Genomic DNA, 25,379 nt, shown 5'->3' on the forward strand with positions numbered 1-25,379 from the left:
GCTGCATGAGAATCCGATGTGAAAGTGTCGCACGCGCTGACGTAAACGTTGATTGTCGGGTACTGTCCAGCGCCATGGCAGCGACGGAAGTCGATCAAATTGTCATCGGGTAGGGCGTCGTTCGCGGCCGGAGCAGTCGTGAGGGGTGAGCAGTGAAGAATGTCGACCGGGCACCGTTGACCACAGTTCAGGCCGACATCTGGGTAGCTAGTCGGCTATGTCCGGAGCTGCCCCAGTTCAACGTCGGGGGTTACCTGCGGTTCACCGGCCCCCTTGACCTCGAACTCATGCGTACCTGTATGAATCGGGCCGTGCTTCGAAACGACGCGTTGCGGCTGCGTTTCGAAGAAGAGAACGGCGAGCCCTACCAGTGGGTCGAGGACGAGTCGCCGGTAATTGCTACCATCGACTTCTCGGGAGAAGTCGACCCCCGCGCGGCCTGCCATTCCTGGATGGCGCGGTCGTTCGACCGTCCGTTTCCGTTGCGCCGGAGCAGAATGTACGAGTTGGCCCTGCTCGTCGAGAGCGAATCGGTCACCTACGCATATCTCAACGCGCATCACCTCGTTACCGACGGCTGGGGCGGGCGGCTGCTGCTGCGGCAGGCGAGCGAGGGCTACGCCCGCCTGCTGCGCACCGGGGAGACCGTCGAGGAGCCGCAGCCGTCGTATCTGGCCGTGGCCCGAGCGCGGGCCGCCCAGCCACGATCGGCCGGACGGGAGCGGGACCTCGACCACCTCCGCGCCGCGCTGGCGGGCGTGACCCCGGCCCTGTTCCCGCGCCGCGCGACCAGCGACCCGGCCGACGCCGGGGCAGCCGGCAGCGCGCGGCACAGCTTCCTGATCGACCGGGCCCTGGTCGACCGGATCACGGCCCGGGGCGCGTCCCCGTTCACCTTCCTCGCCTCGGCCGTCGCCGCCTACCTTACCCGGATCCACCGCACCGAGCAGGTCGTCCTCGGCGTACCGGTGCTCAACCGCCGGACCCACGTCGAACGGCGCACCGTCGGCCACTTCGCCAACGAGTTGCCGCTGCCGGTACGGGTCGACGGCGCGCGACCGCTGGCGGACCTGGTCGCCGGGGTCCAGGAGACCCTGCGCGCGCTCTGGACCCAACAGGGCCGGTCCCGGGGCGACCTGCTGCGCGGTGTGGCGCTGCCCGACGGCGGCCGGCAGCTCTACGACGTGACCCTGTCCTGGATGCGCTGGCCCCGCCCCGAGCCGATCCCCGGGATCGAGCAGCAGACGATGGTGCGCAGCCGACTGCACGACCGGCACGTCCTGGCCGTGCTGGTCAACGACTTCGACGACGGCCCGCTGAGGGTGGACCTCGACTACGCCCCGGACGTGTTCGACGAGGACTTCCCGATCGAGGCGCTGGGCCGGCACGTCGTCACGCTGATCCGCAACGCCCTCGACCGGCCCGACCGGCCGCTGGCGGAAACCCCGATGCTGACCCCGGCCGAACGGGACCGGCTCACCCGGGGACTCAACGACACCCACGTCGACCTGCCCGCCGACCTGACCGTGCACGGCCTGTTCGAACGGCAGGCCGCCCGCACCCCGGACCGGACCGCGCTGGTCGTCGACGGCACGGACGAGACGGTCAGCTACGCCGACCTCGATGCCCGCGCCAACCAGGTGGCCCGGGCCCTGCGCGACGCCGGGATCGGCTGCGGCGACCGGGTCGCCGTCCTGGCCGACCGTGGACCCGGGCTGCTCACCGCGATCCTGGGCACGCTGAAGGCGGGCGGGGCGTACGTCGCGATCGAGCCCGACCACCCGGAGTCGCGCGTGCGGCACGTGCTCACCGACAGCGGCGCCGGGGTGCTCGTGGTGACCGGGGACACGCCACCGCCGCCGGTGGGGCCCGGGGTCGCCGTGTGCCACCTCAAGGCGATGACCGACCGCCCGACGTCACCCGTGGAGCCGGTCGCCACCGGCGCCGACCTCGCGTACGTGTGTTACACGTCCGGCTCCACCGGCCGGCCCAAGGGGGTGCTGATCGAGCACCGCTCGGTGGTCAACCGGTTGGCCTGGATGCAGCGGTGCTACCCGCTGCACAGCGACGACGTCCTGGTGCAGAAGACGCCCGTCTCGTTCGACGTCTCCGTCTGGGAGCTGTTCTGGTGGGCGCTCGCCGGAGCCCGGGTGGTGCTGCCCGAGCCGGAGGTGCGGCGGGACCCCGCCGCCCTGCTGCGTACGGTCGCCCGGCAGGGCGTCAGCGTCGTCCACTTCGTACCCTCGATGTTCGGCCCGTTCCTCGACCTGCTGGCCGACGCGCCCGCCTCGCGCGCGGACGCCACCAGCCTGCGGTTGGTCTTCGCCAGCGGCGAGGAGCTGCCGCCCCGGCACGTCGACCGGTTCCACCGGCTGTTGTGCGCCGGGCCGCCGGCACCGGACGGAACGCCCGGCCCCCGGCTGGTGAACCTGTACGGCCCGACCGAGGCCACCGTCGACGTCTCCCACTTCGAGTGCCGGCCCGACCCGGCCGGGCCGGCCACCCGCGTGCCGATCGGCCGCCCGATCGACAACATCCAGCTCTACGTGCTCGGCCCCGGCGACGAACCGCAGCCGGTCGGCGCGCCCGGCGAGCTCTGCATCGCCGGGATCGGCGTCGCCCGGGGGTACCTGGGCCGGCCCGAGCTGACCGCGCAACGATTCGGCACCGACCCGGTGACCGGCGGACGGCTGTACCGCACGGGCGACCTCGCCCGCTGGCTCGCCGACGGCAACATCGAGTACCTGGGCCGCCTCGACGACCAGGTGAAAATCCGGGGCAACCGGGTCGAACCCGGCGAGGTCCAGCACGCCCTCGCCGCCGTGCCCGGCGTACGGGAGGCGGTCGTGGTGGCCCGCACCGGCCCGGTTCGAGGCACCCACCTCGTCGGCTACTACCGGGCGGACGCCGACCTCGACCCGGCGTGGCTGCGCGCACAACTCCTGCACCGGCTGCCGGACTTCATGGTCCCCGCGTTCTTCCACCGGCTCGACCGGATCCCGCTGACCCCCAACGGCAAGCTCGACCAGGCCGCCCTGCCCGACCCGGCCACCGGGTCCGACGAGGGGCGCGGCCTGACCGACGACGGTGGCCCGCACGACTTTGCCGACCGCGTCGTCGCGGGGACCGGGCCGGCCCCCAGCGACGAGGTGGAGCAGACGATCGCCGCGATCTGGGCGCGGGTGCTCGGGGTGCCGTCCGTCGGCACTGACCAGAACTGGTTCGCCATCGGCGGTGACTCCATCCTCGCGCTGCGCGTCGGCGCCGAGGCGGCGCGGCATGGCCTGCACGTCACCGTCGCCGACCTGGTGGCCCGGCCCACCGTGGCGGCGCTGGCCGCCCACGCCCGCACCGCCCTGCCGCCGGCGCAGGAGGCCGCGCTGCCGGAGCCGTTCGAATTGGTGTCGCACCTGGACCGGGCCGGGCTGGGCGACGCGCAGGACGCCTTCCCGGCGACCCGGCTCCAGCTCGGGCTGCTGTTCCACGGCAGCGAACGCGAGGACTCCACGGCGTACCACGACGTGTTCCGGTACTCGATCCGGCTGCCGTGGGACGAGGCCGCCTTCCGCGCCGCCCACGACCGGCTCCTCGACCGCCACCCGGTCCTGCGTTCCTCGTTCGACCTGGGTGGCTGCTCCGAACCACTCCAGATCGTCCACGCCCGGGTGACCGGCGGCCTGGACATCGTCGACCTGCGTGACCACGACGCCGCCACGGCCGACGCCGAGGTGCTGACGCACATGCGGCAGCGGCGACGCCACCGGTACGCGTTCGACCACGCGCCGCTGCACCTGATGCGGGTGCACCTGCTCCCGTCGGGGGCCGTCGACCTGGTGTTCAGCTTCCACCACGTGCTCCTCGACGGCTGGAGCGTGGCCACCGTCGTCGGGGACCTGCTGCGGGACTACCTGCACCTGGTGGGTGTCGACATCGACCCGCCCCGGGCGGCCGTGCTGCCCTCCCCGGCGGCGTACGTCGTCGAGGAACGCCGAGCGCTCGCCTCCGCCGCCGCCCGCGACTTCTGGACCACCCGGCTCGACGGCGCGGAACTCACCCAGATCGAGGGCTTCCGCCAGTACGAGCCGCCCGGCGACGAGGGCGTGATCGTCCGGCACGTCCCGCTGCCCGGTGACCTGGAGGACCGGGTACGCGGCTTCGCCGCCGCCCACGGGCTGCCGGTGAAGTCGGTCCTGCTCGCGGCGCACTGCCTGCTGCTGCGGCTGTACGCCGGGACGACGGACGTCACCACCGGCCTGGTCACCCACGGTCGGCCGGACCGGGCCGGGGCGGAACTCGTCGCGGGACTCTTCCTCAACACGGTGCCGCTGCGGATCACTCCCGGCGCGCGTACCTGGCTGGAGCTGGTCCGGCAGGTCCACCGGCAGGAACAGGAGTGTCACCCGCACCGGCGCTACCCGCTGCACGCCATCGTGGGGGACCGGGGCGGCGAGCCGATCTTCGAGACGGCCTTCAACTACGTGCACATGCACGTGCTGACCCCGCTGCTGGAGCTGCCCCAGGTGGAGCTGCTCGGCTTCGACCCCTGGGAGGAGACCAACTTCACCCTGCTGGTGAACGTGTTCGTCAGCCCCGCCGACCGGCGCGTCTCGCTGCGCGTCGACGCCGACGGGCGCACCCTCACCCCGGCGCAGACCGACCTGCTGATCGACGCCTACCTGCGTATCCTCGCCCGGATCGTGGCCGACCCGCAGGGGGAGCCGGACTTCGGCTTCCTCGCCGCCGCGCCGCAGCCCGTCGGCCCGGCCCTGGAGGCGCCCAGCGACGTGGTACGCCGGCTCGCCGACCACGCCCGGCGCACCCCGACCGCCGTCGCGGTCACCTTCGACGCCCCCGACGCCCTGGCCGACGCCCCGCCGTGCGAGTGGACCTACGCGCGGCTGGACGCCACGGTCGACCGGATCGCGATCGGGCTGCTGCGCTCCGGCGTCCGGCCGGGTCAGCTCGTCGGGATCGCGCTGGACCGGTCGCCGGAGATGATCGCCGCGATCTACGGCGTCGCGCGGGCCGGCGCGGCCTGCGTCCCGCTTGACGTGACGTACCCGAGGGAACGTATCGCCGCGATGGTCGCGCAGGCCCGGCCGACGCGGATCGTGGCGCACCGGCGGCACTGGGACCTGATCGAGGACCCGTCGACCGTGCTCGACGTGGCCGACCTCGTGGCGGAGCCGACGGCCACCGAGGGCCCCGTGGCGGAGCCGACCGTCGACGATGCCGTGGCGCTGCCCCGGATCACCCCCGACGACCTGCTCTACGTCCTGTTCACCTCCGGGTCGACGGGGGTGCCCAAGGGCGTGGCGATGACGCACGGCGCGCTGGACAACTACCAGGCGTGGCAGATCCGGGCGGCCAGCGCGGCGGCCGGCGGCATCACGTTGCAGTACGCGCCGCTCAGCTTCGACGTGTCGTTCCAGGAGATCCTCACCACGATCAGCGCGGGCGGCACCCTGCGGATCATCGACGAGCACCTCCGGCGGGACGTGCCGGCCCTGCTGCGGCTGCTCGACCGCGAGGCCGTCGAGCGGATCTTCCTCCCGTACGTCGCGTTGCAGCAGCTCGCCGAGGCCGCAGAGCTGCTCGGGATCGTCCCGCGCGCGCTACGGGTGGTGATCTCCTCCGGCGAGCAGCTACGGGTGACCCCCGAGATCCGGCGCTTCCTGGCCGCCCTGCCGGCCGACGCGGTCCTGGAGAACCAGTACGGACCGACCGAGACGCACCTGGTCACCGCATACCCGATGAGCGGCGACCCGGCGCGGTTTCCCAACCTGCCGCCCATCGGGCCCGCCATCAACGGCGTCGAGATGCACCTGTTGGACGAGCTGATGCGGCCGGTCCCGACCGGCGTGACCGGTGAGCTGTACTACGGCGGCATCCAGGTCACCCGGGGCTACCACGGCCGGCCGGGCCTGACCGCCGAGCGCTGCGTGCCCAACCCGTTCGGCCCGCCGGGCAGCCGGCTCTACCGGACCGGCGACCTGGCCCGCTACCTGCCCAACGGCGACCTGATCTGGGTGGCCCGCACCGACACCCAGACCAAGATACGTGGCTTCCGCGTCGAACCCCTGGAGGTGGAAGTGGCGATCATGGAGCTGGCCGGGGAGTACCCGGGGATCCGCGAGGCCGCCGTCGTCGCCCGCCGTCGGGAAGGCGTCGACTCCTTCCTGGCCGCGTTCCTCGTCGGTGACCCGGACACGGTCGACCTGGCCGACGTACGCCGGCGGTTGCGCGCCACCCTCCCCGAGCACCTGGTGCCGGCGCGGTGGCAGTGGCTGCCCCGGATGCCGCTGACCCCCAGCGGCAAGCGCAACGACCGGGCCCTGCGCGAACTGCCCCTGGACCTGGCCGAGGCCCCCCGCGTCGCCCCCCGCGACCGGCACGAACGCATCGTCGCGGAGATCGCCGCCGAGCTGCTGCACCTGTCGGCGGTCGGGGTGCACGACAATCTGTTCGAGCTGGGCGGCACCTCGCTGACCGCGATGCGCCTGGTGGTGATGCTGGAGAAGCGCTTCGGGGTGGCCGTACCCGTCTCGGCGTTCGTCGCCACACCCACCGTGGCCGGGGTGGCCGACCTGCTCCGCCGCGGCGGGGCCGACCTCACGTTCGACCCGCTGGTGCCGATCCGCGCCGAGGGCGACCGGCCGCCGCTGTTCCTGGTGCACCCGCTCGGCGGCAACGTGCTCTGCTACGTCCCGCTGGCCCGCCACCTGAGCGCCGACCAACCCCTGTACGCGTTGCAGGCCGCCGGGGTGGACGCCGGCACCGAGCCGCTGCGCAGCGTGCCAGAGCTGGCCCGCGCCTACCTCGACGCGATCCGCCGGGTCCGACCCGAGGGCCCGTACGCCATCGGCGGCTGGTCGTTCGGCGGGGTGGTCGCCTTCGAGATGGCCCGGCAGCTCCACGAAACCGGAGCCGACCAGGTCGACCGGCTGATCCTGCTCGACCCGATCGCCCGCCGGTCCAGCGACCCGGTGCCGGTCGCCGACGACGTCCTGCTCGACTGGTTCTTCTGGGAGCTGATGCGACTCGGCCACGACGGCCCACCGGCGCGCGGAGTGCCGGCCGAGCTGACCACGCCCGAGGCGAAGCTCGACTTCATCGCGGGCCGGGCGGGCGAGAGCGGGGTGCTGCGCCCGGGCAGCTCGCGTGGCTCGGTCCGCCGACTCTTCGAGGTCTTCCGGGCCAACTGGGAGGCGATCATCTCCTACCGGCCGGAGGTCGTCGACCAGGACATCGCCCTGCTGCGGGCCGCCGACCCGTTGCCGGCCGTGCTGAAGCCGATGCACGACCTGGCCGGCAGCATGCACCTCGACCCGCACAACGGGTGGGGCGAGCTGACCACCGGCCGGGTCGACGTGATCGACGTACCCGGCGACCACCTGGTGCTCATGGACGAGCCCTATGTGGCCGAGGTGGCCAGGCGGATCACCGAGCTGCTGGCCGGGGCCACCCCGGCCCGCCGGCCGATCGGGGACGCACGGTGATCGCCCCCGCCGGCTCCACCGGCCCGACCGACCCGACCGGCACGTGGACGTCCCGGCTGCCCGGCGGGACACCGATCCGCCGCCGACCGAAGGCGATCATCGTCGGCGCCGGCATCGGCGGCCTCGCGGCGGCCGGCGCACTGCTGCGCGTGGGAGTCGACGTGGAGATCCACGAGCGGGCCAGCGAACTGCGGGCCGCCGGCTCGGCGCTGTCCCTGACCGCCAACGCCCGCGTCGCGCTGCGCTCGCTCGGCATCGACCTCGACGTCGAGCGGCGCGGCCAGGTCTACTCGGATCTGCACTTCCGCACCGCCACGGGGCGGCCGATCAGGACCGTCCGGTTCGCGCACCTGGGCGACCGGGTCGGCGCGCAGAACGTCGCCATCCACCGCGCCGAACTCCAGCGGGCCCTGCTGGAGGCGGCCGGGGATCCGCCCATCCGGCTTGGCGCCACCGCCCGCCGGTTTCACCACCACGGCGGCGGTGTCCGGGTCGAGTTCGACGACGGGACCAGCGCCGACGGCGACCTGCTGATCGGCGCGGACGGCTTCGGATCGGCGGTACGCCAGCAGCTCGTCGGCCCCGAGCGGCCCCGGGAACCCGGGTACGTGTGCTGGCTGGCGACCGTCGCGTACCGGCACCCCCGGGTCCGCGACGGGTACGCCGCCCACTACTGGGGGCGCGGCCAGCGGTTCGGGCTGGTGCACCTCGGCGGCGACCACGTCTACTGGTGGGGCACCCGGAACATGCCGCCGGAGGCGGCCCGCGACTGGCACGGCGGCCGGGACGAGATCCTCCGCGCGTACGCGGGCTGGGCCGACGAGGTGGTCGCCACCGTGGCCGCCACCGCCGAGACGGCGCTCATCAGCGTCCCCGCCCGCGACCGCCCCGCCCTGCGGCGCTGGGGCACCGGCCCGGTCACCCTGCTCGGCGACGCGGCGCACCCGATGCTGCCGAGCCTCGGCCAGGGCGCGGCGATGGCGATCGAGGACGCGGTGGTGCTGGCGCGCAGCCTGGCCGGGGCCACCGACCTGCCCGATGCGCTGCGCAGCTACGAGGCGGCCCGGCGCGACCGGACCCGGCGGATGATCCGCCAGGCGCACTCGCTGAGCCGGATCGAGCAGCTCGCCAGCCCCGCCGGCGATCTGGCCCGGCGCGCGTACCTGAGGTGGCTGCCCGCGCGGCTCGTCGACCGCCGCAACCTGGCCGACCTGACCTTCCCCGACGTCGCGCCGGCGGGCCTGCGGTGAACGGCGGGCGCGGCGCGGCGCACCGGGCGTTGAGCCCGCTGGAACGCTGGTACTGGATCGCCGACCAGGTGTCCCCGCTCAACGTCATCGCCCGGGTCCGGGTACGTGGACACCTGCCGCCGGAGCTGCTCCGGGCGGCGCTGGACGGACTCCAGGCACGCCATCCGCTGCTGCGGGTGGCCATCGCCACCCGGCCGGACGGCCGGCGGCCCCGGTTCGTGCCGGCGGACCGGCCGATCCCGCTGCGGCTGGCCGCCGCCGACCTACCGGATGCCGCCGAGCCCGGCGCGTCCGCCGACCCGGACGCCGGTTGGCTGAGCGAGGTCAACGATCGGGAACTGGTCGACCGGGTCGACTGGCGGACCGGGCCGCTCTGCCGGGCGGTCGTGCTGACCGCGACCGCCCCGGGGCCCACCGGCCCCGGTGCCGCCGGCGACGTGCACGACCTGATCCTGACCCTGCCGCACTGCGTGGCGGACGGGACGACCGCGCTGTCGCTGCTGCGCCAGTGGGTCGAACACGCCGAGCGGCTGGCCACTGCGGTGGAACGGCCGATCACGGGCGACGCCGGACCAGGCGGCGCACCCCAGGGCGGGCACGCGCCGGAACGGGAACCGGCCCTGCCCCCGGCCGAGCGGATGTTCCCCCGCCGGTACCGGGGCGTCACCGGCTCGCTGCGGCTCGGCCGGCAGCTCCTACGTGACCTGTACCGGGTGCGCCGGTACCGGCCGGCCCGGGTGGTGCCAAGCCGCTTCGTGCCGTTCACCGCGAGACGCAGCCGACTGCTGCACCGGACGCTCACCGCCGAGCAGGTAGCCGCGCTGGCCCAGGCATGCCGCCGGGAACAGACCACCGTGCACGGGGCGCTGGCCGCCGCGATGGTCCTCGCGGTCGCGGCCGAGACGGGTCCGCCTGCCCCGGGTCACGTGGCGATCGGCTCCCCGGTCGACTTCCGGGCGGCCCTGACGCCTCCGGTGCCCGAGCGGGCGGTCGGCGCGTACGTCGCCACCGTTCCCTCGTTCGTGCCGTACCAGCCGGGGGCGTCGCTGTGGCAGCTCGCCCGGTCGATCAGCGGGGACCTCGCGGCCCGGCGTCACCACGGCAGCCACTTCGCCATGGTCGACCTGGTCCGCCTGTCGTGCCCGCCGTCGGTCGCGCAGAGCGGCCGGTTCGTGGAGCTGACCGAGCGGTCCGGGCCGGTCAACCTCTGCCTGTCCAATCTCGGCCGGTACGACTTTCCCGACCGGATCGGGGCCTGGCGGCTAAGCGGCGCCCAGTTCGTCGCCGGGCTCTCGGTCTGCGGCTACTTCGTCGCCACGGCGAACACGAGCCATGGGGAACTGGCCTGGAACTTCGTTCACGTGCCGGAGGCGGTCCCGGACGCCCGCGCGGCCGGCCTCGTCGACGCCTGTGTCGACGCGGTGCTCGCCGAGATCACAGTGGTGCCGGCAAGGGTCGATCCGGTGTCGGCCGGGGCCGACGGGAAGGTGGAATCATGATCGGGGCAGGGAGACGGATCGACGCGCGGGGCCGGGCGGTGGTGGTCACCGGCGCCTCGTCGGGGCTCGGCCGCGAGGCCGCGCTGCACCTAAACCGGACGGGGTTCCGGGTCTTCGCCGGGGTGCGCGACCGGGCCGCCGCCGACGACCTGGCCGCCGCCACGGCCGGCCGGATCACCCCGCTCCGCCTCGACGTCACCCGGGCCGACGAGGTCCGGCAGGCGGTCGACGAGGTGACCCGCCAGGTCGGCACCGACGGTCTCTGGGGGCTCGTCAACAACGCCGGCATCAGCCTGCCCGGCCCGCTGGAGTGCGTCACACTGGAGCAGGTCCGGCGGCAGCTCGACACCAACGTGGTCGGCCAGATCGCGGTGATCCAGGGCTTCCTCCCGCTGCTGCGGGCCGGCCACGGCCGGATCGTGAACGTCACCTCCGGCCTGGGCCGGGTCGCCCTGCCCTACCTCGGCGTGTACGCGGCGGCGCAGTTCGCCAAGGAGGCGGTCAGCGACAGCCTGCGGCGCGAGCTGTGGCCGTTCGGGATCGCGGTGTCGGTGGTCCAGCCGGGGGCGATCCAGACGCCGATCTGGGACAAGGTCGCCCACGCCGGGTCGGAGACGATGGCCGGGGCGGCGGGGCGGGCCGGCGACCTCTACGACGAGCCGTTCAGCCGCTTCCTCACCCGGCTGGCCGCGCAGGCCCGGCGGAGCGGGACCACTCCGGCGGACTTCGCGCGGGCGGTCACCCGGGCGCTGACCGCCGCGCGGCCGAAGACCCGGTACCCGGTGGGCCGCGACGTGCGGTTGGGCAGCCTGGCCGCCCGCCTGCTGCCGGACGCCCTGCTCGACCGCAACTTCGCCCCGCTCGTGCGGGCCCGCCGCAAGCCTTCCTCAGTGCCCGTCGACCCGACCCCCGTGCCCCTCGCCCCGACCAACAGTGAGGACTGACCAGCATGGATGCCGACCAGCAGGCCCGCACCCAGGCCCAGGCCCTGTTCGCCCACAACCTGGAGTTGATCTCCGCCGGGCGGATCAGTGAGTGGGTGGAGCTGTTCGACCCCGACGGGGTGCTGGAGTTCCCCTACCCCCTGCCGGGCATCGCCCCGCGGTTCACCGGTCACCAGGAGCTGTACGAGCACATGAAGGACTTCCCGAAGCAGTTCGACGTGCGCTTCTCGGGGCTGACCTTCCACGAGACGACCGACCCCGACCTGGTGATCGCCGAGTTCGTCGGGGACGGCCGGGGGATCGTCACCGGCCGGCCGTTCCACCAGGTCTACATCTCGGTGGTCCGGTTCCGGGCCGGGAAGATCGTGCACTTCCGGGACTTCTGGAACCCTCTGGCGACCATCCGGGCCGGGCTGACGATCGGGCACGCCTGGCGCGGCCTGGTCGACCTGCTGCGGCCCGCCGCACGTCGTCGCCCGAAAGGGCCGGGCCCCGGTCGGGGGTGACCGTCGGGCCCGCCACCGTTCGGTGGGACGGGCGTGGGGGCCGGCCCCGTGCGCCGGCCGGCCCCCACGTACGCGAAGTGCTGCGCCTACGGCTTCCAGGAGCCGGCGATCTCCAACTCGTGCCGGTACTCCAGCGCGCCGTTCTTGTTCGCCACGTCGAAGGTGACGCTGCCGGTGCGCTTGCTGCCCTCCCGCAGGTTGACGCCGGAGTCGAGCAGGTCCCCGCAGCCGGCCAGCGCGCCGGCGATCCCGTTCGCGGTGGTGCCGTCCTCGGCGACCCACTGGAAGTAGAACGGGTTGATCGACATCTTGCCCTTCTTCACCGTCGCGGTGACGTCCGCGATCAGGTAGAGGCCCTTGTCGGGATCGGGCGAGTACGACTTGCAGCCCTTGGCCGAGGTGCGGAACCGCAGCACCGTGATCTCCAGGGTGCCCTCGTCGTCGGTGATGACCAGGGTTTCGCCGGCCTTCATGTTGAAGGTCTCGCCGTCTGGCGGGGCGGACGACGAGGGGGAGGTCGGGTCGGCGGTCGGCAGGCCGCTCGGGGCGGTGGTGACCCGGGGCGCGGTCGGCAGTTGCCGCTCGGCCTCCTTCGCCGCCTCGTTGGCACCGGCGACGAGCGCCACGATGCCACCGACGCAGCAGAGCAGCGCGAGCACCGCCACGACGACCACGATGATGATGATCGGCTTCTTGCTGCTCTTCTTGGCCGGCAGCGGGGGGCCGAGCGGGTAGCCCGGGCCCGGCGCGTACGGCCCACCCGGCGGCGGGTACGGCCCACCCGGCGGCGGGTACGGAGTGCCCGACACCGGCGGGTAGGCCGCCTCCGGGCCCGGCTGGTACGCCGGGTCGGGGCTGGGCGGCGGCGTGAAGGCACCCGGCGGCGGGTACGGCGCGCCCGAGGTGGGCGGGTACGGCGCGGCCGAGACCGGGGGCGGCGGGTACGGCGCGCCCGAGACCGGGGGCTGGGGGGTGGTCGGCGGCGGGGCGGTCGGATCGGCCGGCCACTGGGGCATCGGTGCCGTCGGCGGGTCCTGGTTCGGCTGGTAGGGGTCCTGCGGCCCGTAAGGGGGCTGGGGGTGGCTCAACGTACTCCTCGGCACCTCATCGCGATCTCGAACGTCCTGACGGTATCGCTCCTGGCCAAGTCCCGGATCGCCCCGACCGTCTCAGCGGGGTAACAGGACGGCGGCGGTGCGGACCACGTCGGCGTCGACCGCGAACCGTCCGGTGACCGTCGCGGGCGGGTCGGGCACCGGGGCCGCGTCCAGCCGGGCGGGGGCGATCCGGGCCGTGAACAGGCCGGAGTCCGGGTCCAGCTCGACGCGGGCGTCGTGGAAGTCCAGCCACGTGCCGACGACCGGGTGCCACACCTTGTAGATGGTCTCCTTGGCGCTGAACAGCACGGCCGCCCAGGGGACGGTGCCGGGAAGCCGGGCACAGTCGTCCCATTCCTCGGGCAGGCCGATCAGCCGGCGTACCCCCGCGTTGAGTTCCCGGTGGCGCTCGGCGTCCATGCCGACCGACCGGATCTCGTCGGCGCGGGCCACGGCGGCGGCGCAGTAGCCCGGCGTGTGGGTGATGGTGCCGACCACCCCGGCGGGCCAGACCGGGGAGCGGTCCGGCGCGGAGGGCACGGCGACGGCCGGTACGCCGAGCCGGGTGAGCGCCCGTCGGGCGCAGACCCGCCCGGCGGTGAAGTCGCGCCGCCGGCGCTGGACCGCCCGCTCGCTCAGGCAGGCCAGCTCGGCGGGGAGCAGCTTTCCGGCCCAGTCGTCCCCGCTGGCGACGGCCACCGCGACCTCGGGCGGCAGCAGGTCACGCATCCCGTCTCCTGACGCTCGTCGCCGTCGAAGGTACCGCACGCACCCCGTCACGGGCGGATCATGGGGTCGGCGGGGGCCGCACCGTCGCCGACCTCGGCGCCCAGCAGGTCCACGCCAACGCGACGGCCGGGCAGGACGGTCGCCGCCAGCAGTCCACGGAAGACGGCTGTCGATCGTCTCTTGTCGATCACCTGGGCGAGCGTAGTGAGATCCGTATTGGAGGATCCGGCGGCCCCGGCCGGCCGGCGGACATACGGCCCCGGCGGGCGGCTCCGCCGGGCGGCACGGCCGGCCCCGGCTGCGGTACTGGCTGGGTCGTGAGCGTTCCGAAAGGTTCTTGCCACACAACTGACGACTATCTGCCGCATTCAGCCATTAGACTGGTGAGGTCCGTCAGAAATCTGACGCGAGTCCACCCGTTGTGCAGGTGGTGCCGGGTGGCTAAGCTTCAATTGCGCGCCCCAATCGCCCGCTTCCCCCGTGGCAGGCGATCGGGGCGCGCGTCTGTGCGTCGAGGGGTCTTCTCTGAGCCCGGTGGGGCTTCACGTGGGCCAGTCTCCGCCCGATTGTGCGATATCCGACGGCCATCGACGGGCGCGATGCCCTGCCCGCCGCCGTCACAGCGCGCGCCCCCGCCCGCCCCGAGCGGGGCGGGCGTCAGGCCGGCAGGCGCGCCGTCAGATCCAGCGGCCGTCCAGCCACATTCGGGCCGACCACTCCGCGTACGGCAGCACCCGAGCCACGAAGATCGGATAGAAGTACACGAAGCAGAGCGCCACCAGCAGCACGTACGCGCCCACCACGACGCCGCCCACCAGCCGGCGTTCGGCCGCCGCCTCGTCGTCGGTGCCGGCGGGCGCCTCCCCGGCCGGGGCCCGCGCCCCGCCATCGGCCGGCGAGACGATCGCGCCCAGCACGTAGACGACCGCCAGGACCAGGAACGGCACGGCCGGCGCGGCGTAGAAGGAGAACATCGTCCGCCCGCCGTCGAGGGCGAACCAGAACCAGGGCAGCAGGCCGGCGGCCGCGCAGAGCAGGATCGCCCCGGCCCGCCAGTCCCGCCGCGCGATGCCGATCCAGGCCGCCCCGGCCAGGGCGGGCAGGAACGACCACCACAGCAGCGGCGTGCCCAGCAGCAGGATCTCCGAGGCGCAGCTCGCCGCGCCGCAGCCACCCTCGCTCGACCAGTGGATCGCCACCGGCCGGCCCAGCAGCAGCCACTGCCAGGGCCAGGACTGGTACTTGTGCGGGTCGTCCAGCTGCTTGTGGAAGCCGTACGCCGCCTTGTGGTACTCCCACAGGTTGTTCAGCGCCCCGACGAACGGGGTGTCGCTCAGGCCGGGCACGCTCGGGTACCGGGCGGCGAGGCGGTAGTAACCGTCGTCGGTCAACAGCCAGCCCGACCAGGTGGCGACGTAGGTGACGACCATGAGGACGCCGGCCAGCGCCAGCCAGGGCAACTCGTCGAGCAGCGCGTCGCGCCACGGCCGGCGTACCCCTGCGGAGCGGCGGACGCCGACCTCCCACAGCAGGGCCAGCAGCGCGAAGGCCGGCAGGAAGTACAGCGCGCTCCACTTGACCGCGCAGGCGCAGCCGAGCAGCACCCCGGCGGCCAGCCGCCACCACGGCCAGTTCCGCCAGCCACCGGCGGGCCGGCCGGCGCGCCCGGGCAGGGTGGGGTCGAGGCCGGAGTCCAGCGCCCGGCTCCACCGCCGACGCCGGGCGTCCCGGTCGATGACCAGGGCGCCGAACGCGGCCAGTACGAACAGCAGCAGGAAGATGTCGAGCAGGGCGATGCGGGAGAGGACCAGGTGGAAGCCGTCGAGGGCGAGCAACAGGCCGGCGGCGCAGCCGAGCGTGGTGGAGCGGAACAGCCGGCGGCCGATGCGTACCAACAGCAGCACCGACAAGATGCCGGCCAGGGCGGCGCTGAAGCGCCAGCCGAACTCCGGTGCGGTCGTCATCAGGTGCCCGGGCACGGAGATGTTGTGCTCGGCGTCGGAGTACCCGAACGCCCACTCGCCGAGGCCGATCAGCCACTTACCCAGCGGCGGGTGCACCACGTACGACGGGCCGTTGTCCTTGTAGTTCCACTCGACGGCCTTGTCGATGAGCGCCCAGCTGTCACGGGCATAGTAGATCTCGTCGAAGATCTTGCCCTTCGGGTTGCTGAGATCGACCAGGCGCAGGATCGCGGCGATCGCCACCACGACGGCGGTGGCCAGCCACGAGTTGATGTCCAGCCGGGCGTCGACGGTGGCGAGCCGTCGCCGCACGATCGCGGGAACGCCCCCGCCGCCGGGGGTTGGGGGAGCCCCGGACTCCTCGGTCGCGCCGCCGCCAGATCCGGCGTGCTCCGATCCCGTCCGGCCCGCGCTCTGCGCTGTCGACGCACTCGTCACCAAGCGATCGTAGGCTGCGGAGGTGCCCGGCGGCGCCCGTCGTCTCCGATACCGGTACAACTGTCGATGAAGGAGCGCACCTCGTGGGCGAAATGTCCGAATTAGGATGCCTGATCCTCCTCGGCGCGCCGCTCGGCAACCCGGCCGACGCGTCCGCCCGGTTCCGCGAGGTGCTCGCCGCCGCCGACGTGGTCGCCGCCGAGGACACCCGGCGGCTCACCCGGCTGACCCGGGACCTCGACGTCGCCGTCCCCGGCCGGATCGTCTCCTACTTCGAGGGCAACGAGGAGCGGCGCACCCCCGAACTGGTCGAGGTTCTCCGCGAGGGGTACGTCGTCGCCCTGGTCACCGACGGCGGGATGCCCAGCGTCTCCGACCCCGGGTACCGGCTGGTCCGGGGGGCCCTCGACGCCGGAGTCCCGGTGACCGCCGCCCCCGGGCCCAGCGCCGTCACCACCGCCCTCGCGCTGTCCGGCCTGCCCAGCGACCGGTTCTGCTTCGAGGGCTTCCTGCCCCGCACGCCCGGCGCTCGGCGATCCCGGCTGCGCGGCCTGGCCGGCGAGGAGCGAACCCTGGTCCTCTTCGAGGCCCCGCACCGGATCACCGGCGCGCTCGCCGATCTGGCCGCCGAGTTCGGCGCCGACCGGCCGGCCGCGCTCTGCCGCGAGCTGACCAAGACGTACGAGGAGGTGGTCCGCCGCCCGCTCGGCGAGCTGGCGGTCTGGGCTGCCGAGCACGAGCCGCGCGGTGAGATCACCCTCGTGGTGGCCGGCGCGCCCCCGGCCGCCACCCGCCGCCCCGACGACGAGACGCTGCGTGCGGCCGTCGCCGAGCGGGAGGCCGCCGGCCTGTCCCGGCGCGACGCGATCACCGAGGTTGCCACCGAGTACGGCCTGCGCCGCCGCGACGTCTACACCACCACCCACGCCTGAGGTGCAAGGAAGGGCCCCCTGTTAACGCTTTCGGTATAGGAAGGGCCCCTTCCTAACCAGCCGGAAGGCGGCCCGGCCGAACCGGGCCGGGAGGCGGGGCGGCGGGAACCGGCCGGCCGTCGGGCGGTTCCTTACCAGGCGGCGGCGAGGAAGCCGACGCCGATCATGAGCGGGCCGGCCACCGCGGCCGTCACCGCCCACCGGCGGGCCCGCCGGTCGGCCAGCCTGGCCGCGCCGGTGTACCGGGCGATTCCCGTGCCGCAGGCCAGCACCAGCAGCAGCCCGAGCAGCCAGCGCAGGTGCCGGCCGGCGCCGGTGTCGGCGTACGCGGTGTCGCCCGACGGGCCCGTCATCCGGGCGGTCAGGGTGGAGCCGGCGGCGGTGCGCTCGGCGGGCACGCCGCTGACGCGTACCCCGAAGGCGATGAACCGCTCGCCCTCGGCGGTGAAGATCCCCCGGCAGCGCTGCGTCAGCCCGGTGCCCGTGCATTCGCCGATCACGACGGTGCCGGTGGTGGCGTGTCCGACGGCGAGCCAGAACGGGCCGGCGCTCACCCAGGCGAAGAAAGCGGCGAGCAGGCTGAGCGCCAGCAGCGCGGAGAGGCCCTGCCACGGGTCCGGCGGATGGGCTGGGCGGTCGGCGGCCCGCCGAGCACCGCGTCCGACGGAGTCCGCACCGGCGGCGCGTCGCCGCCACCAGCGTCCGCGGCCGTGCTCCTCCCTCAGGGGCGTACCGTCCCAGTGCACCTCCTCGATCGGCGGCCAGAACAGCCCGTCGTCGCCCGGCACCTTCTCGTCGGGGGCGGGCCCCGGGCGGAGTCGGCCGCCGGGCTGTCGGACCGGAACCCGGCGCGGCACCGCGTCGACCGGTGCCCCGGTGGTGGGCTCCACCTCCACCGGCCGGTCGGGGCCGCCGACGGGCTGTCCGGCCTGTGTCGCCGGGCCGGGCTGCGTTGGCGGAACCGGCTGGCCGGCTCGCGGCGCGACCGCGTCCGGCGACGTCGCCGGACCGGCCGCCGCGGTGGGCAGCGGGTCGGTGGACGGTACGGGGCGCGGCAGCGGTGCCACGCCCGGCGCCCGGGCTGCCGGTTCGGGCGGGGGCTCGTCGCCGAGCGCCGACCCGCCGGGCGGCTCCTCGTGGTCCGGGGCGGCTCGTCTGCCAGTCACGGGTTCATTGGACACCGACTCTGGTGAGCGGCAGTGCAGCTCAGGCCGCGTGTCGGCGACAAATCGGGCGGATGGTCCCCGGTGGTCGCTGTCGACGCCGTCCGGCCTCCGCTCTCCCGCGCGGCGCGGCGAGCCGGCCTATTGGTTCGCGGTGCCCCGGCGGCGGTCACTAGGCTTGCTGGTCATGAGTCACGTTCTCGCGGCGGTAGCCTGGCCGTACGCCAACGGCCCGCGCCACATCGGCCACGTCTCCGGTTTCGGCGTTCCCTCCGACGTCTTCGCCCGGTACATGCGGATGGCCGGCCACGACGTGCTCATGGTCTCGGGCACCGACGAGCACGGCACCCCGATCCAGGTGCAGGCCGACGCCGAGGGGGTCACCCCCCGCGAGCTGGCCGACCGGTACAATCGGGTGATCGCCGAGGACCTGCGGGCGCTCGGGCTGTCGTACGACCTGTTCACCCGCACCACCACCCGTAACCACTACGCGGTGGTACAGGAGCTGTTCTCCGGGCTGCACCGCAACGGCTACATCGTGCCGAAGGTCACCACCGGCGCGATCTCGCCGTCGACCGGCCGGACCCTGCCCGACCGGTACATCGAGGGCACCTGCCCGATCTGCGGGTACGACAGTGCCCGCGGGGACCAGTGCGACAACTGCGGCAACCAGCTCGACCCGGTCGATCTGATCAACCCCAAGTCCAAGATCAACGGTGAGACGCCGGAGTTCGTCGAGACCGAGCACTTCTTCCTCGACCTGCCCGCCCTCGCCGACGCCCTGCGGCGGTGGCTGGACGGCCGGGAGGGCTGGCGGCCCAACGTGCTGCGGTTCTCGCGGAACCTGCTCGACGACCTCCAGCCCCGGGCCATCACCCGGGACCTGGAGTGGGGCGTGCCGATCCCCCTCGACGGCTGGCGCGACCGCCCGGACAAGCGGATCTACGTCTGGTTCGACGCGGTCATCGGCTACCTGTCGGCGTCCATCGAGTGGGCCCGCCGCACCGGCGACCCGGAGGCGTGGCGCAGGTGGTGGTCCGTCGACGCCGAGGGCAAGGACGCCCTGAGCTACTACTTCATGGGCAAGGACAACATCGTCTTCCACTCGGTGATCTGGCCGGCGCTGCTCGGCGGGTACTCCGGTGCGGGCGACCGGGACGGCGAACCCGGCGCGCTGGGTCGGCTCAACCTGCCCACCGAGGTCGTCTCCAGCGAGTACCTGACGATGGAGGGACGCAAGTTCTCCTCGTCCCGCAAGGTCGTCATCTACGTCCGGGACTTCCTGGAGCGGTACGACGCGGACGCGCTGCGCTACTTCATCGCGGTCGCCGGGCCGGAGAGCAACGACACCGACTTCACCTGGGCCGAGTTCCTTCGCCGCAACAACGACGAACTGGTCGCCGGCTGGGGGAACCTGGTCAACCGGTCGGTGTCGATGGCGGCGAAGAACTTCGGCGCGATCCCGCCGGTCGACCCGGCCGGGCTCACCGAGGCCGACGAGGCGCTGCTCGCCACCGCCCGGGTCGGCTTCGACACCGTCGGTGACCTGATCGGCCGGCACCGGCAGAAGCAGGCCATCGGTGAGGCGATGCGGGTCGTGGCCGAGGCCAACAAGTACCTGTCCGAACAGGCCCCCTGGAAGCTCAAGGAGCCGGCCGACAAGCCCCGGATGGGCACCATCCTGCACGTCGCCCTCCAGGTGGTCAGCGACGCGAACACCCTGCTCACCCCGTTCCTGCCGCACTCGGCGCAGCAGATCCACGAGCTGCTCGGCGGCACCGGCGTGCACGCCCCGATGCCGGTGATCGAGGAGGTCGACGACCTCGACGGCGGGCCCGCGTACCCGGTGCTGACCGGGGACTACACGGTCGGGGCGCGCTGGGAGTCCGTACCGGTCGAGGTGGGCCGGCCGCTCGCGGCGCCGAAGCCGGTGTTCCGCAAGCTCGACCCGTCGATCGTCGAGGAGGAGTTGGCCCGGCTCGCCGGTTGACCGTCCCGCCCTCCCGCAACTGTCGGCGACACGGCGGCAAATGGCCACCTCCTCACCGGCCAGCCCGCTCTGTACGCGGGACTCGACGGCGGTGGCCCCGCCATCCCGATCGACTGACGCGCCAGCGCAACCGCGTGGCGAGCGCTCAACCCAGGATCGACCCTCGCGCCGTGCGGCGGGCTGAGTGGGTGGCCGTGGTTTGCGGACCGAACCGACCGAGGATCGTGATCAGGGCGCCCGCACGGGCACGGCCGGGGCACGGGATAGCGTGGGCGGATGAGTGTTGATCCAGTGGCGCACAACCGCATCGCCTGGGACCGGCAGGTCGACCAGGGCAACGAGTGGTCGCGGCCGATCTCCGCGGAGACGGTCGCCAGGGCGCGGGCCGGTGACTGGTCGGTCGTGCTCATCGGCTACCAACCCGTAGACCGCTCCTGGTTCCCCGCCGACCTGGCCGGCGCGGACGTGCTGTGCCTGGCCTCCGGAGGCGGCCAGCAGGGGCCGACGCTCGCCGCGGCCGGGGCCCGGGTCACCGTGCTGGACAACTCGCCGCGCCAGCTCGAGCAGGACGAGCTGGTCGCCCAGCGGGACAACCTGCCGCTGCGGACGATGCTCGGCGACATGCGCGACCTGTCCGCGTTCGCCGACTCCTCGTTCGACCTCGTCTTCAACCCGGTCTCGAACCTGTTCATCCCCGAGCTCGCCCCGGTGTGGCGGGAGTCGTTCCGGGTGCTGCGACCGGGCGGGACGCTGCTGTGCGGCTTCCTCAACCCGGACGTCTACCTGTTCGACCGCGAGGCGCTGGACCAGCGCGGCGAGCTGGTGGTCCGGCACAAGCTGCCGTACAGCGACGTCACGCACGTGCCGGCCGAGGAACGCGAGCGGCTCTTCGGCGCGGACGCGCCGCTGGAGTACAGCCACAGCATGGCCGAGCAGCTCGGGGGCCAGCTCGCCGCAGGCTTCGTCATCACCGGGTTCGAGGAGGCACCGCACCACTCGGACGCCACCGCGGACTGGCTGCCCGGCTACTTCGCGACCCGCGCCGTCAAACCATGATGGAACTCGGGCGCGCTCAACGCCGCGCCATCGCCGGGGCGACGACGAACTCCAGGATCGCCCGGTTCACCTCGTCGGCGTTGGTCCACGGGATGCCGTGCGGCGCGCCCTCGAGCGTCACCAGCCGGCCGTCGGGCAGCATCGGCTGCAACCGCTGACCGGTCACGCCGTACGGTAGAACCCGGTCCTGGTCGCCCTGGACGATCAGCACCGGCACGTCGATCCGGGGCACGTCGGGTCGGAAGTCGGTCAGCCAGGCGTCCACGCACTGGTACGTGCCGATCGCCGAGGCCCGTGCGCCGATGTCCCAGTGCGCCCGGTACGCCTCCTCGCTGACCAGCTTGCCCTTGTTGTCGGCGTAGTTGAAGAAGCTGTCGCAGAAGCTGGTGAGGAATGCGAACCGGTCGGCGAGGATCGCCTGCTGGAAGCCGTCGAACAGGCTTCGGTCCAGCCCCTCCGGGTTGTCCGGGGTCTTCAGCAGCAACGGCGCGAGCGGGGCGAGCAGCACCGCCCGGTCCACCCGATTCGACCCGTACGTGCCGAGGTAGCGGGTGACCTCCCCGGTGCCCATCGAGTGCCCGATGAGGATCGCGTTGCGCAGGTCCAGCTCGGTCATCAGCACGTCCAGGTCGGCCGTGAACGTGTCGTAGTCGTAGCCCGCGGCCGGCTGGCTGGAGTTGCCGAAGCCCCGCCGGTCGTACGTGATGGTCCGGTAGCCGGCGGCGAGCAGCGCGGAGGTCTGCTTTTCCCACGTCGCCCCGTTGAACGGGAACCCGTGGATCAGCACGACCGGCTGGCCGTTGCCGTGGTCCTCGTAGTACAGATCGATGGGTGCGGTGTTCTCCGCGCCGACGGTCATGAAGGGCATGTGGTCTCCCGGAACGGGGTCGGGTCGTCGGACGCCCCGCGCATTCCCGACCCGCCCACCGTTATGCCCGCCCCGACCGGGCCGCCCCCGACCGGGCCGCCCGTCGCCTACCCCGCCGGCCGGGACCGGTCACGCGACGACCGGCCGTCAGAGCGGGTACGGGACGTTGACCATCCGGTCGTCGGTCACCTCGACCGCCGGGGCCCAGGTCTCGTAGACGCCCCGTTCCTGGCACTGCGCCCCGGTCGTGGCCACGGCGTCCGGATCCGGCCGGGTCAGCCGCAGCCGCAGCCAGCCGGCCTCCTCCCGCAGGACCAGGCAGGGCACGCCCCGCCAGGCGGCGTGCCGCAGCTGGCGGGCCACCGTCTCCACCGGATACCGGGCGGTCCGGGTCATCGCCAGCACCCGGAACCCGCTGGGCAGGTCGGCGATCGCCTCGTACACGGTTCCGGCGTACCCGCCGACGAGCTGTGTCGAACGGGCCGCCTCCCCGGTCGGCAGCCACTCCTGATCGGGGGAGAGATCGGGCACCCCCGCCAGCAGGTGCCGCCACTGCGGGCCGACCATCCGTAGCCAGCCCCGCTGCTCGGCCTGGTAGCTGTAGAGGACCACCTCCGCCCCCGACGCCGGGTAGGCCAGCAGGGTGGCGTTCGCCGGCATCGGCAGGTCGGCGAAGTCCCGGGTGACGAACTCCGGGACGAGCTGCGCCTCGCTGGGCACGAACCCGGTGCCCAGCACCGGCGGGCCGAGCCGGTCCCGGGGCGGCAGCGCTGTCAACCCCCGGTGCTCCGCGCCGACCGGCAGCACGTAGTCGGCCGGGTCGGCGGCCCGCCAGCGCAGCGCGTACGTCACCTCCAGCTCGTCCCGGCCGCCCGGTGAGTCGGTGCGCAGCACCGCCAGGGCCGCCGGCGTACGCAGGTGCGCCACGTCGTGTTCGCGGTGGCAAAAGCCGTGCGGCAGCCAGCCCCGGGCGTACCCGGCGAGCTGCCGGGCGGAGAGCACCTTGATCATCCGGGTGCCCCGCCGGATCACCGCGGACGCCCGGATCGCCGCCAGCGTCGGGTCGCCGGCCGAGGCGGGCTGCTGGCTGAGCCGCTGCACCTGCGGCCAGCCCCGCTCGCGGTGCAGCGGCACCAGCAGCGGGGCGTCCGGCTCCTCGGTCGGCTCGGCCGCTCCGCGCACCGCGTCGACCTCGCTGGCGTGCGCGAACCTCCGCCAGGGCAGCGCCACCCCCGGCCGGGGCACCCACTCGAAGCCGGGCACCTCCTCGGCGCTGAACAACTCGTACGCCGCGCCCCGGGCGATCTCCTCGGCCGGGTACGCGACCCCGCCGTACGTCACGCGCAGCCCCGTCCGCGCATCGGCGGCTCCACTGGCCTCGGGGGCGACGCTCACCCCGGCGACGCTAGGCCCGCCGCGTTCCGGATGGGTGAACGGCCGGTGACAGTCCGGTGAGCGGCACCCGGTCGGCGCGCTCCCCGTCCCACGGCCGGGCACCCGTAAGGAGTCGGGTGAGGCAACGGGGAGGGCCGGGTGGCGGACCGGGCCGACCCGCGGTGTGTGATGCTGGCGGCGATGACCGAGTCGACCGAACCCCGCCGGCAGCGGGCCGCCCGCCGGGCCGGCGAGTTCCCGCCCGCGCCCGAGCCGCTGCCCGGCCCCGTGCCGGACAGCCACACCCACCTGGACATCACCGTCACCGAGGCCGGCGTGCCGGCCGGCGGGGCGGGCGGCAACGCCACCGCCGACGACCCGATCGCGGCGGCCGTCGCGGTGGCCGCCGAGGCCGGGGTGGACCGGCTCGTCCAGGTCGGCGTCGACGTCGCGTCCTCGGTGTGGAGCGCCGACACGGCCGACCACTACCCGGCGGTGCTGGCCACCGTCGCGCTGCACCCCAACGAGGCACCCCGCCTCGCCGACCTCGACGGGGCGCTGCGCGCCGTCGAGGCGCTCGCCGCCCGCGACCGGGTGCGCGGCATCGGCGAGACCGGGATGGACTTCTTCCGCACCGGCGACGAGGGCCGGGCCGCGCAGGAGGAGAGCTTCCGTGCCCACATCGGCATCGCCAAGCGGTACGGCAAGACCCTCGTCATCCACGACCGGGACGCCCACGCCGACGTGCTGCGGATTCTCGACGACGAGGGCGCCCCGGACACCGTCGTCCTGCACTGCTTCTCCGGCGACGCCGACTTCGCCCGCGAGTGCGTCCGCCGGGGGTACCTGCTCAGCTTCGCCGGCACGGTCACCTTCGCCAGCGCCACCGCGCTGCGCGAGGCCGCCGCGCTCACCCCGCTCGACCAGCTCCTGGTCGAGACCGACGCCCCGTACCTCACCCCCAGCCCGCACCGGGGGCGGCCCAACGCGTCGTACCTCATCCCGATCACCGTCCGTGCGCTGGCCGCGACCACCGGCGCGGATCTCGACGCGCTCTGCGCCGCGCTGTCGGCGAACGCCGAACGCGCCTTCGGCCCGTGGTGACCGCCGGCCTGCTCGGCCCGGCGGAGATCCGGGACCTCGCCGCCCGCCTCGGCGTCAACCCGACGAAGAAGCTCGGCCAGAACTTCGTGCACGACCCGAACACCGTCCGCCGCATCGTCGCCGCCGCCGGGCTGGCCGCGGACGACGTCGCCCTGGAGGTCGGCCCCGGTCTCGGCTCCCTCACCCTGGCCCTGCTCCCGGCCGCCGCCCACACCCACGCCGTCGAGATCGACCCGACGCTGGCCGCCGCGCTGCCGCAGACCGCCGCCCGGCACGCCGGCCCGTACGCCGGCCGGCTCACCGTGCACCGCGCCGACGCGCTGCGGATCGATCCCGCCGAGCTGGCCGCCCCCGCGCCGACCGCCCTGGTGGCGAACCTGCCGTACAACGTGGCCGTTCCGGTGGTGCTGCACCTGCTCGCCGCGCTGCCCAGCCTGCGACACGGCCTGGTGATGGTGCAGAAGGAGGTCGCCGACCGGCTCGTCGCCGGCCCCGGCTCCAAGGTGTACGGCATCCCGTCGGTCAAGCTCGCCTGGCACGCCCACTCCCGCGCCGCCGGCCGGGTCCCACCCAACGTGTTCTGGCCGGTGCCCAACGTCGACTCGGGGCTGGTCGCCTTCACCCGCCGCGAGCCGCCCCGCCCCGAAGTGCCCCGGGAACGGGTCTTCGCGGTCGTCGACGCCGCGTTCGCGCAGCGCCGCAAGACCCTGCGGGCCGCCCTCGCCGGCTGGGCCGGCGGGGCCGACCGGGCCGCCGCGGCCCTCACCGCCGCCGGGGTGGACCCCGGCGCCCGCGGGGAGTCGCTCACCGTCGAGCAGTTCGCCGCCATCGCCGCGTCGGCCCCGACCGGCACGCCGGCAGCGCAGTAGCTGGCGCGGTGCCCGGACCCCGCAGCGCGTACGACCCGGTTGACGGCTGGTCCGAGCCGGCCGCCGACCCCGCCGAGGAGCTGATCGTGACCGAGCC

General features: G+C 74.0%; 17 protein-coding genes. 10 read left to right on the plus strand and 7 right to left on the minus strand.

The features are described 5' to 3' along the window. Positions 1–152: 152 nt before the first annotated feature. From MCAG_RS18310 to MCAG_RS18330, 5 genes are read left to right on the plus strand one after another with little or no spacing between them, the layout of a single operon-like run. Positions 153–7,499, plus strand: a complete 7,347-nt coding sequence (locus MCAG_RS18310) for a non-ribosomal peptide synthetase (protein WP_007074468.1) — start codon at positions 153–155, stop codon at positions 7,497–7,499. Next, entirely contained in the window at positions 7,496–8,749 is a 1,254-nt protein-coding gene (locus MCAG_RS18315; protein ID WP_198141580.1) for an NAD(P)/FAD-dependent oxidoreductase, read from the plus strand. Before MCAG_RS18310 ends, MCAG_RS18315 begins: the two co-directional genes overlap by 4 nt. After that, positions 8,746–10,248 carry a hypothetical protein gene (locus tag MCAG_RS18320; protein ID WP_050778007.1) on the plus strand — a complete coding sequence of 501 codons (1,503 nt, stop codon included), beginning with the start codon at positions 8,746–8,748 and terminating at the stop codon, positions 10,246–10,248. Before MCAG_RS18315 ends, MCAG_RS18320 begins: the two co-directional genes overlap by 4 nt. Beyond that, positions 10,245–11,192, plus strand: a complete 948-nt coding sequence (locus MCAG_RS18325) for an SDR family oxidoreductase (RefSeq protein ID WP_007074470.1) — start codon at positions 10,245–10,247, stop codon at positions 11,190–11,192. Before MCAG_RS18320 ends, MCAG_RS18325 begins: the two co-directional genes overlap by 4 nt. Before the next feature lie 5 nt (positions 11,193–11,197). After that, positions 11,198–11,698, plus strand: coding sequence for a nuclear transport factor 2 family protein (locus MCAG_RS18330; protein WP_007074471.1), 501 nt, complete (start codon positions 11,198–11,200; stop codon positions 11,696–11,698). Positions 11,699–11,784: 86 nt separating this feature from the next. On the opposite strand, the gene MCAG_RS18335 is transcribed toward MCAG_RS18330, so the two are convergent. From MCAG_RS18335 to MCAG_RS18345, 4 genes are all read right to left on the minus strand, one after another. Beyond that, positions 11,785–12,786, minus strand: a complete 1,002-nt coding sequence (locus MCAG_RS18335; RefSeq protein WP_036374085.1) for a DUF4352 domain-containing protein — start codon at positions 12,784–12,786, stop codon at positions 11,785–11,787. Positions 12,787–12,867: 81 nt separating this feature from the next. Then, on the minus strand, positions 12,868–13,524 hold the full coding sequence (locus tag MCAG_RS18340) for a 4'-phosphopantetheinyl transferase (RefSeq protein WP_036374088.1): 657 nt from the start codon (positions 13,522–13,524) through the stop codon (positions 12,868–12,870). 47 nt (positions 13,525–13,571) lie between these two features. Continuing rightward, positions 13,572–13,715: a hypothetical protein gene (locus MCAG_RS32695; RefSeq protein WP_157548122.1), complete on the minus strand. Its 144-nt coding sequence runs from the start codon at positions 13,713–13,715 to the stop codon at positions 13,572–13,574. A 486-nt stretch (positions 13,716–14,201) separates the two neighbouring features. Beyond that, on the minus strand, positions 14,202–15,800 hold the full coding sequence (locus tag MCAG_RS18345; RefSeq protein ID WP_369751371.1) for a dolichyl-phosphate-mannose--protein mannosyltransferase: 1,599 nt from the start codon (positions 15,798–15,800) through the stop codon (positions 14,202–14,204). Between the two features lie 218 nt (positions 15,801–16,018). Here MCAG_RS18345 and rsmI point away from each other — a divergent pair, with 218 nt between their 5' ends. Beyond that, positions 16,019–16,858, plus strand: coding sequence for a 16S rRNA (cytidine(1402)-2'-O)-methyltransferase (gene rsmI / locus MCAG_RS18350; RefSeq protein ID WP_036374091.1), 840 nt, complete (start codon positions 16,019–16,021; stop codon positions 16,856–16,858). A gap of 131 nt (positions 16,859–16,989) precedes the next feature. On the opposite strand, the gene MCAG_RS18355 is transcribed toward rsmI, so the two are convergent. Continuing rightward, positions 16,990–18,024 carry a hypothetical protein gene (locus MCAG_RS18355; protein ID WP_232290215.1) on the minus strand — a complete coding sequence of 345 codons (1,035 nt, stop codon included), beginning with the start codon at positions 18,022–18,024 and terminating at the stop codon, positions 16,990–16,992. Positions 18,025–18,208: 184 nt separating this feature from the next. Between MCAG_RS18355 and metG the strand changes: the two genes are divergently transcribed. Next, a complete protein-coding gene (gene metG, locus MCAG_RS18360; protein ID WP_036377461.1) occupies positions 18,209–20,011 on the plus strand; it encodes a methionine--tRNA ligase in 1,803 nt (600 codons plus the stop codon). 276 nt (positions 20,012–20,287) lie between these two features. After that, positions 20,288–21,067, plus strand: a complete 780-nt coding sequence (locus tag MCAG_RS18365) for a class I SAM-dependent methyltransferase (RefSeq protein ID WP_007074478.1) — start codon at positions 20,288–20,290, stop codon at positions 21,065–21,067. Positions 21,068–21,083: 16 nt separating this feature from the next. On the opposite strand, the gene MCAG_RS18370 is transcribed toward MCAG_RS18365, so the two are convergent. After that, positions 21,084–21,935 (minus strand): alpha/beta fold hydrolase, encoded by an 852-nt coding sequence (locus tag MCAG_RS18370; protein ID WP_007074479.1) that lies wholly within the window; start codon positions 21,933–21,935, stop codon positions 21,084–21,086. Between the two features lie 147 nt (positions 21,936–22,082). Next, entirely contained in the window at positions 22,083–23,330 is a 1,248-nt protein-coding gene (locus MCAG_RS18375; protein ID WP_007074480.1) for a hypothetical protein, read from the minus strand. A gap of 168 nt (positions 23,331–23,498) precedes the next feature. On the opposite strand from MCAG_RS18375, the gene MCAG_RS18380 reads away from it, so the two are divergent. Then, positions 23,499–24,413 (plus strand): TatD family hydrolase, encoded by a 915-nt coding sequence (locus MCAG_RS18380; RefSeq protein ID WP_036377463.1) that lies wholly within the window; start codon positions 23,499–23,501, stop codon positions 24,411–24,413. Then, entirely contained in the window at positions 24,410–25,282 is an 873-nt protein-coding gene (gene rsmA, locus MCAG_RS18385) for a 16S rRNA (adenine(1518)-N(6)/adenine(1519)-N(6))-dimethyltransferase RsmA (protein WP_036377466.1), read from the plus strand. Before MCAG_RS18380 ends, rsmA begins: the two co-directional genes overlap by 4 nt. Positions 25,283–25,379 lie beyond the last annotated feature (97 nt).

This window comes from Micromonospora sp. ATCC 39149 (assembly GCF_000158815.1).
Taxonomy (GTDB): Bacteria; Actinomycetota; Actinomycetes; order Mycobacteriales; family Micromonosporaceae; genus Micromonospora.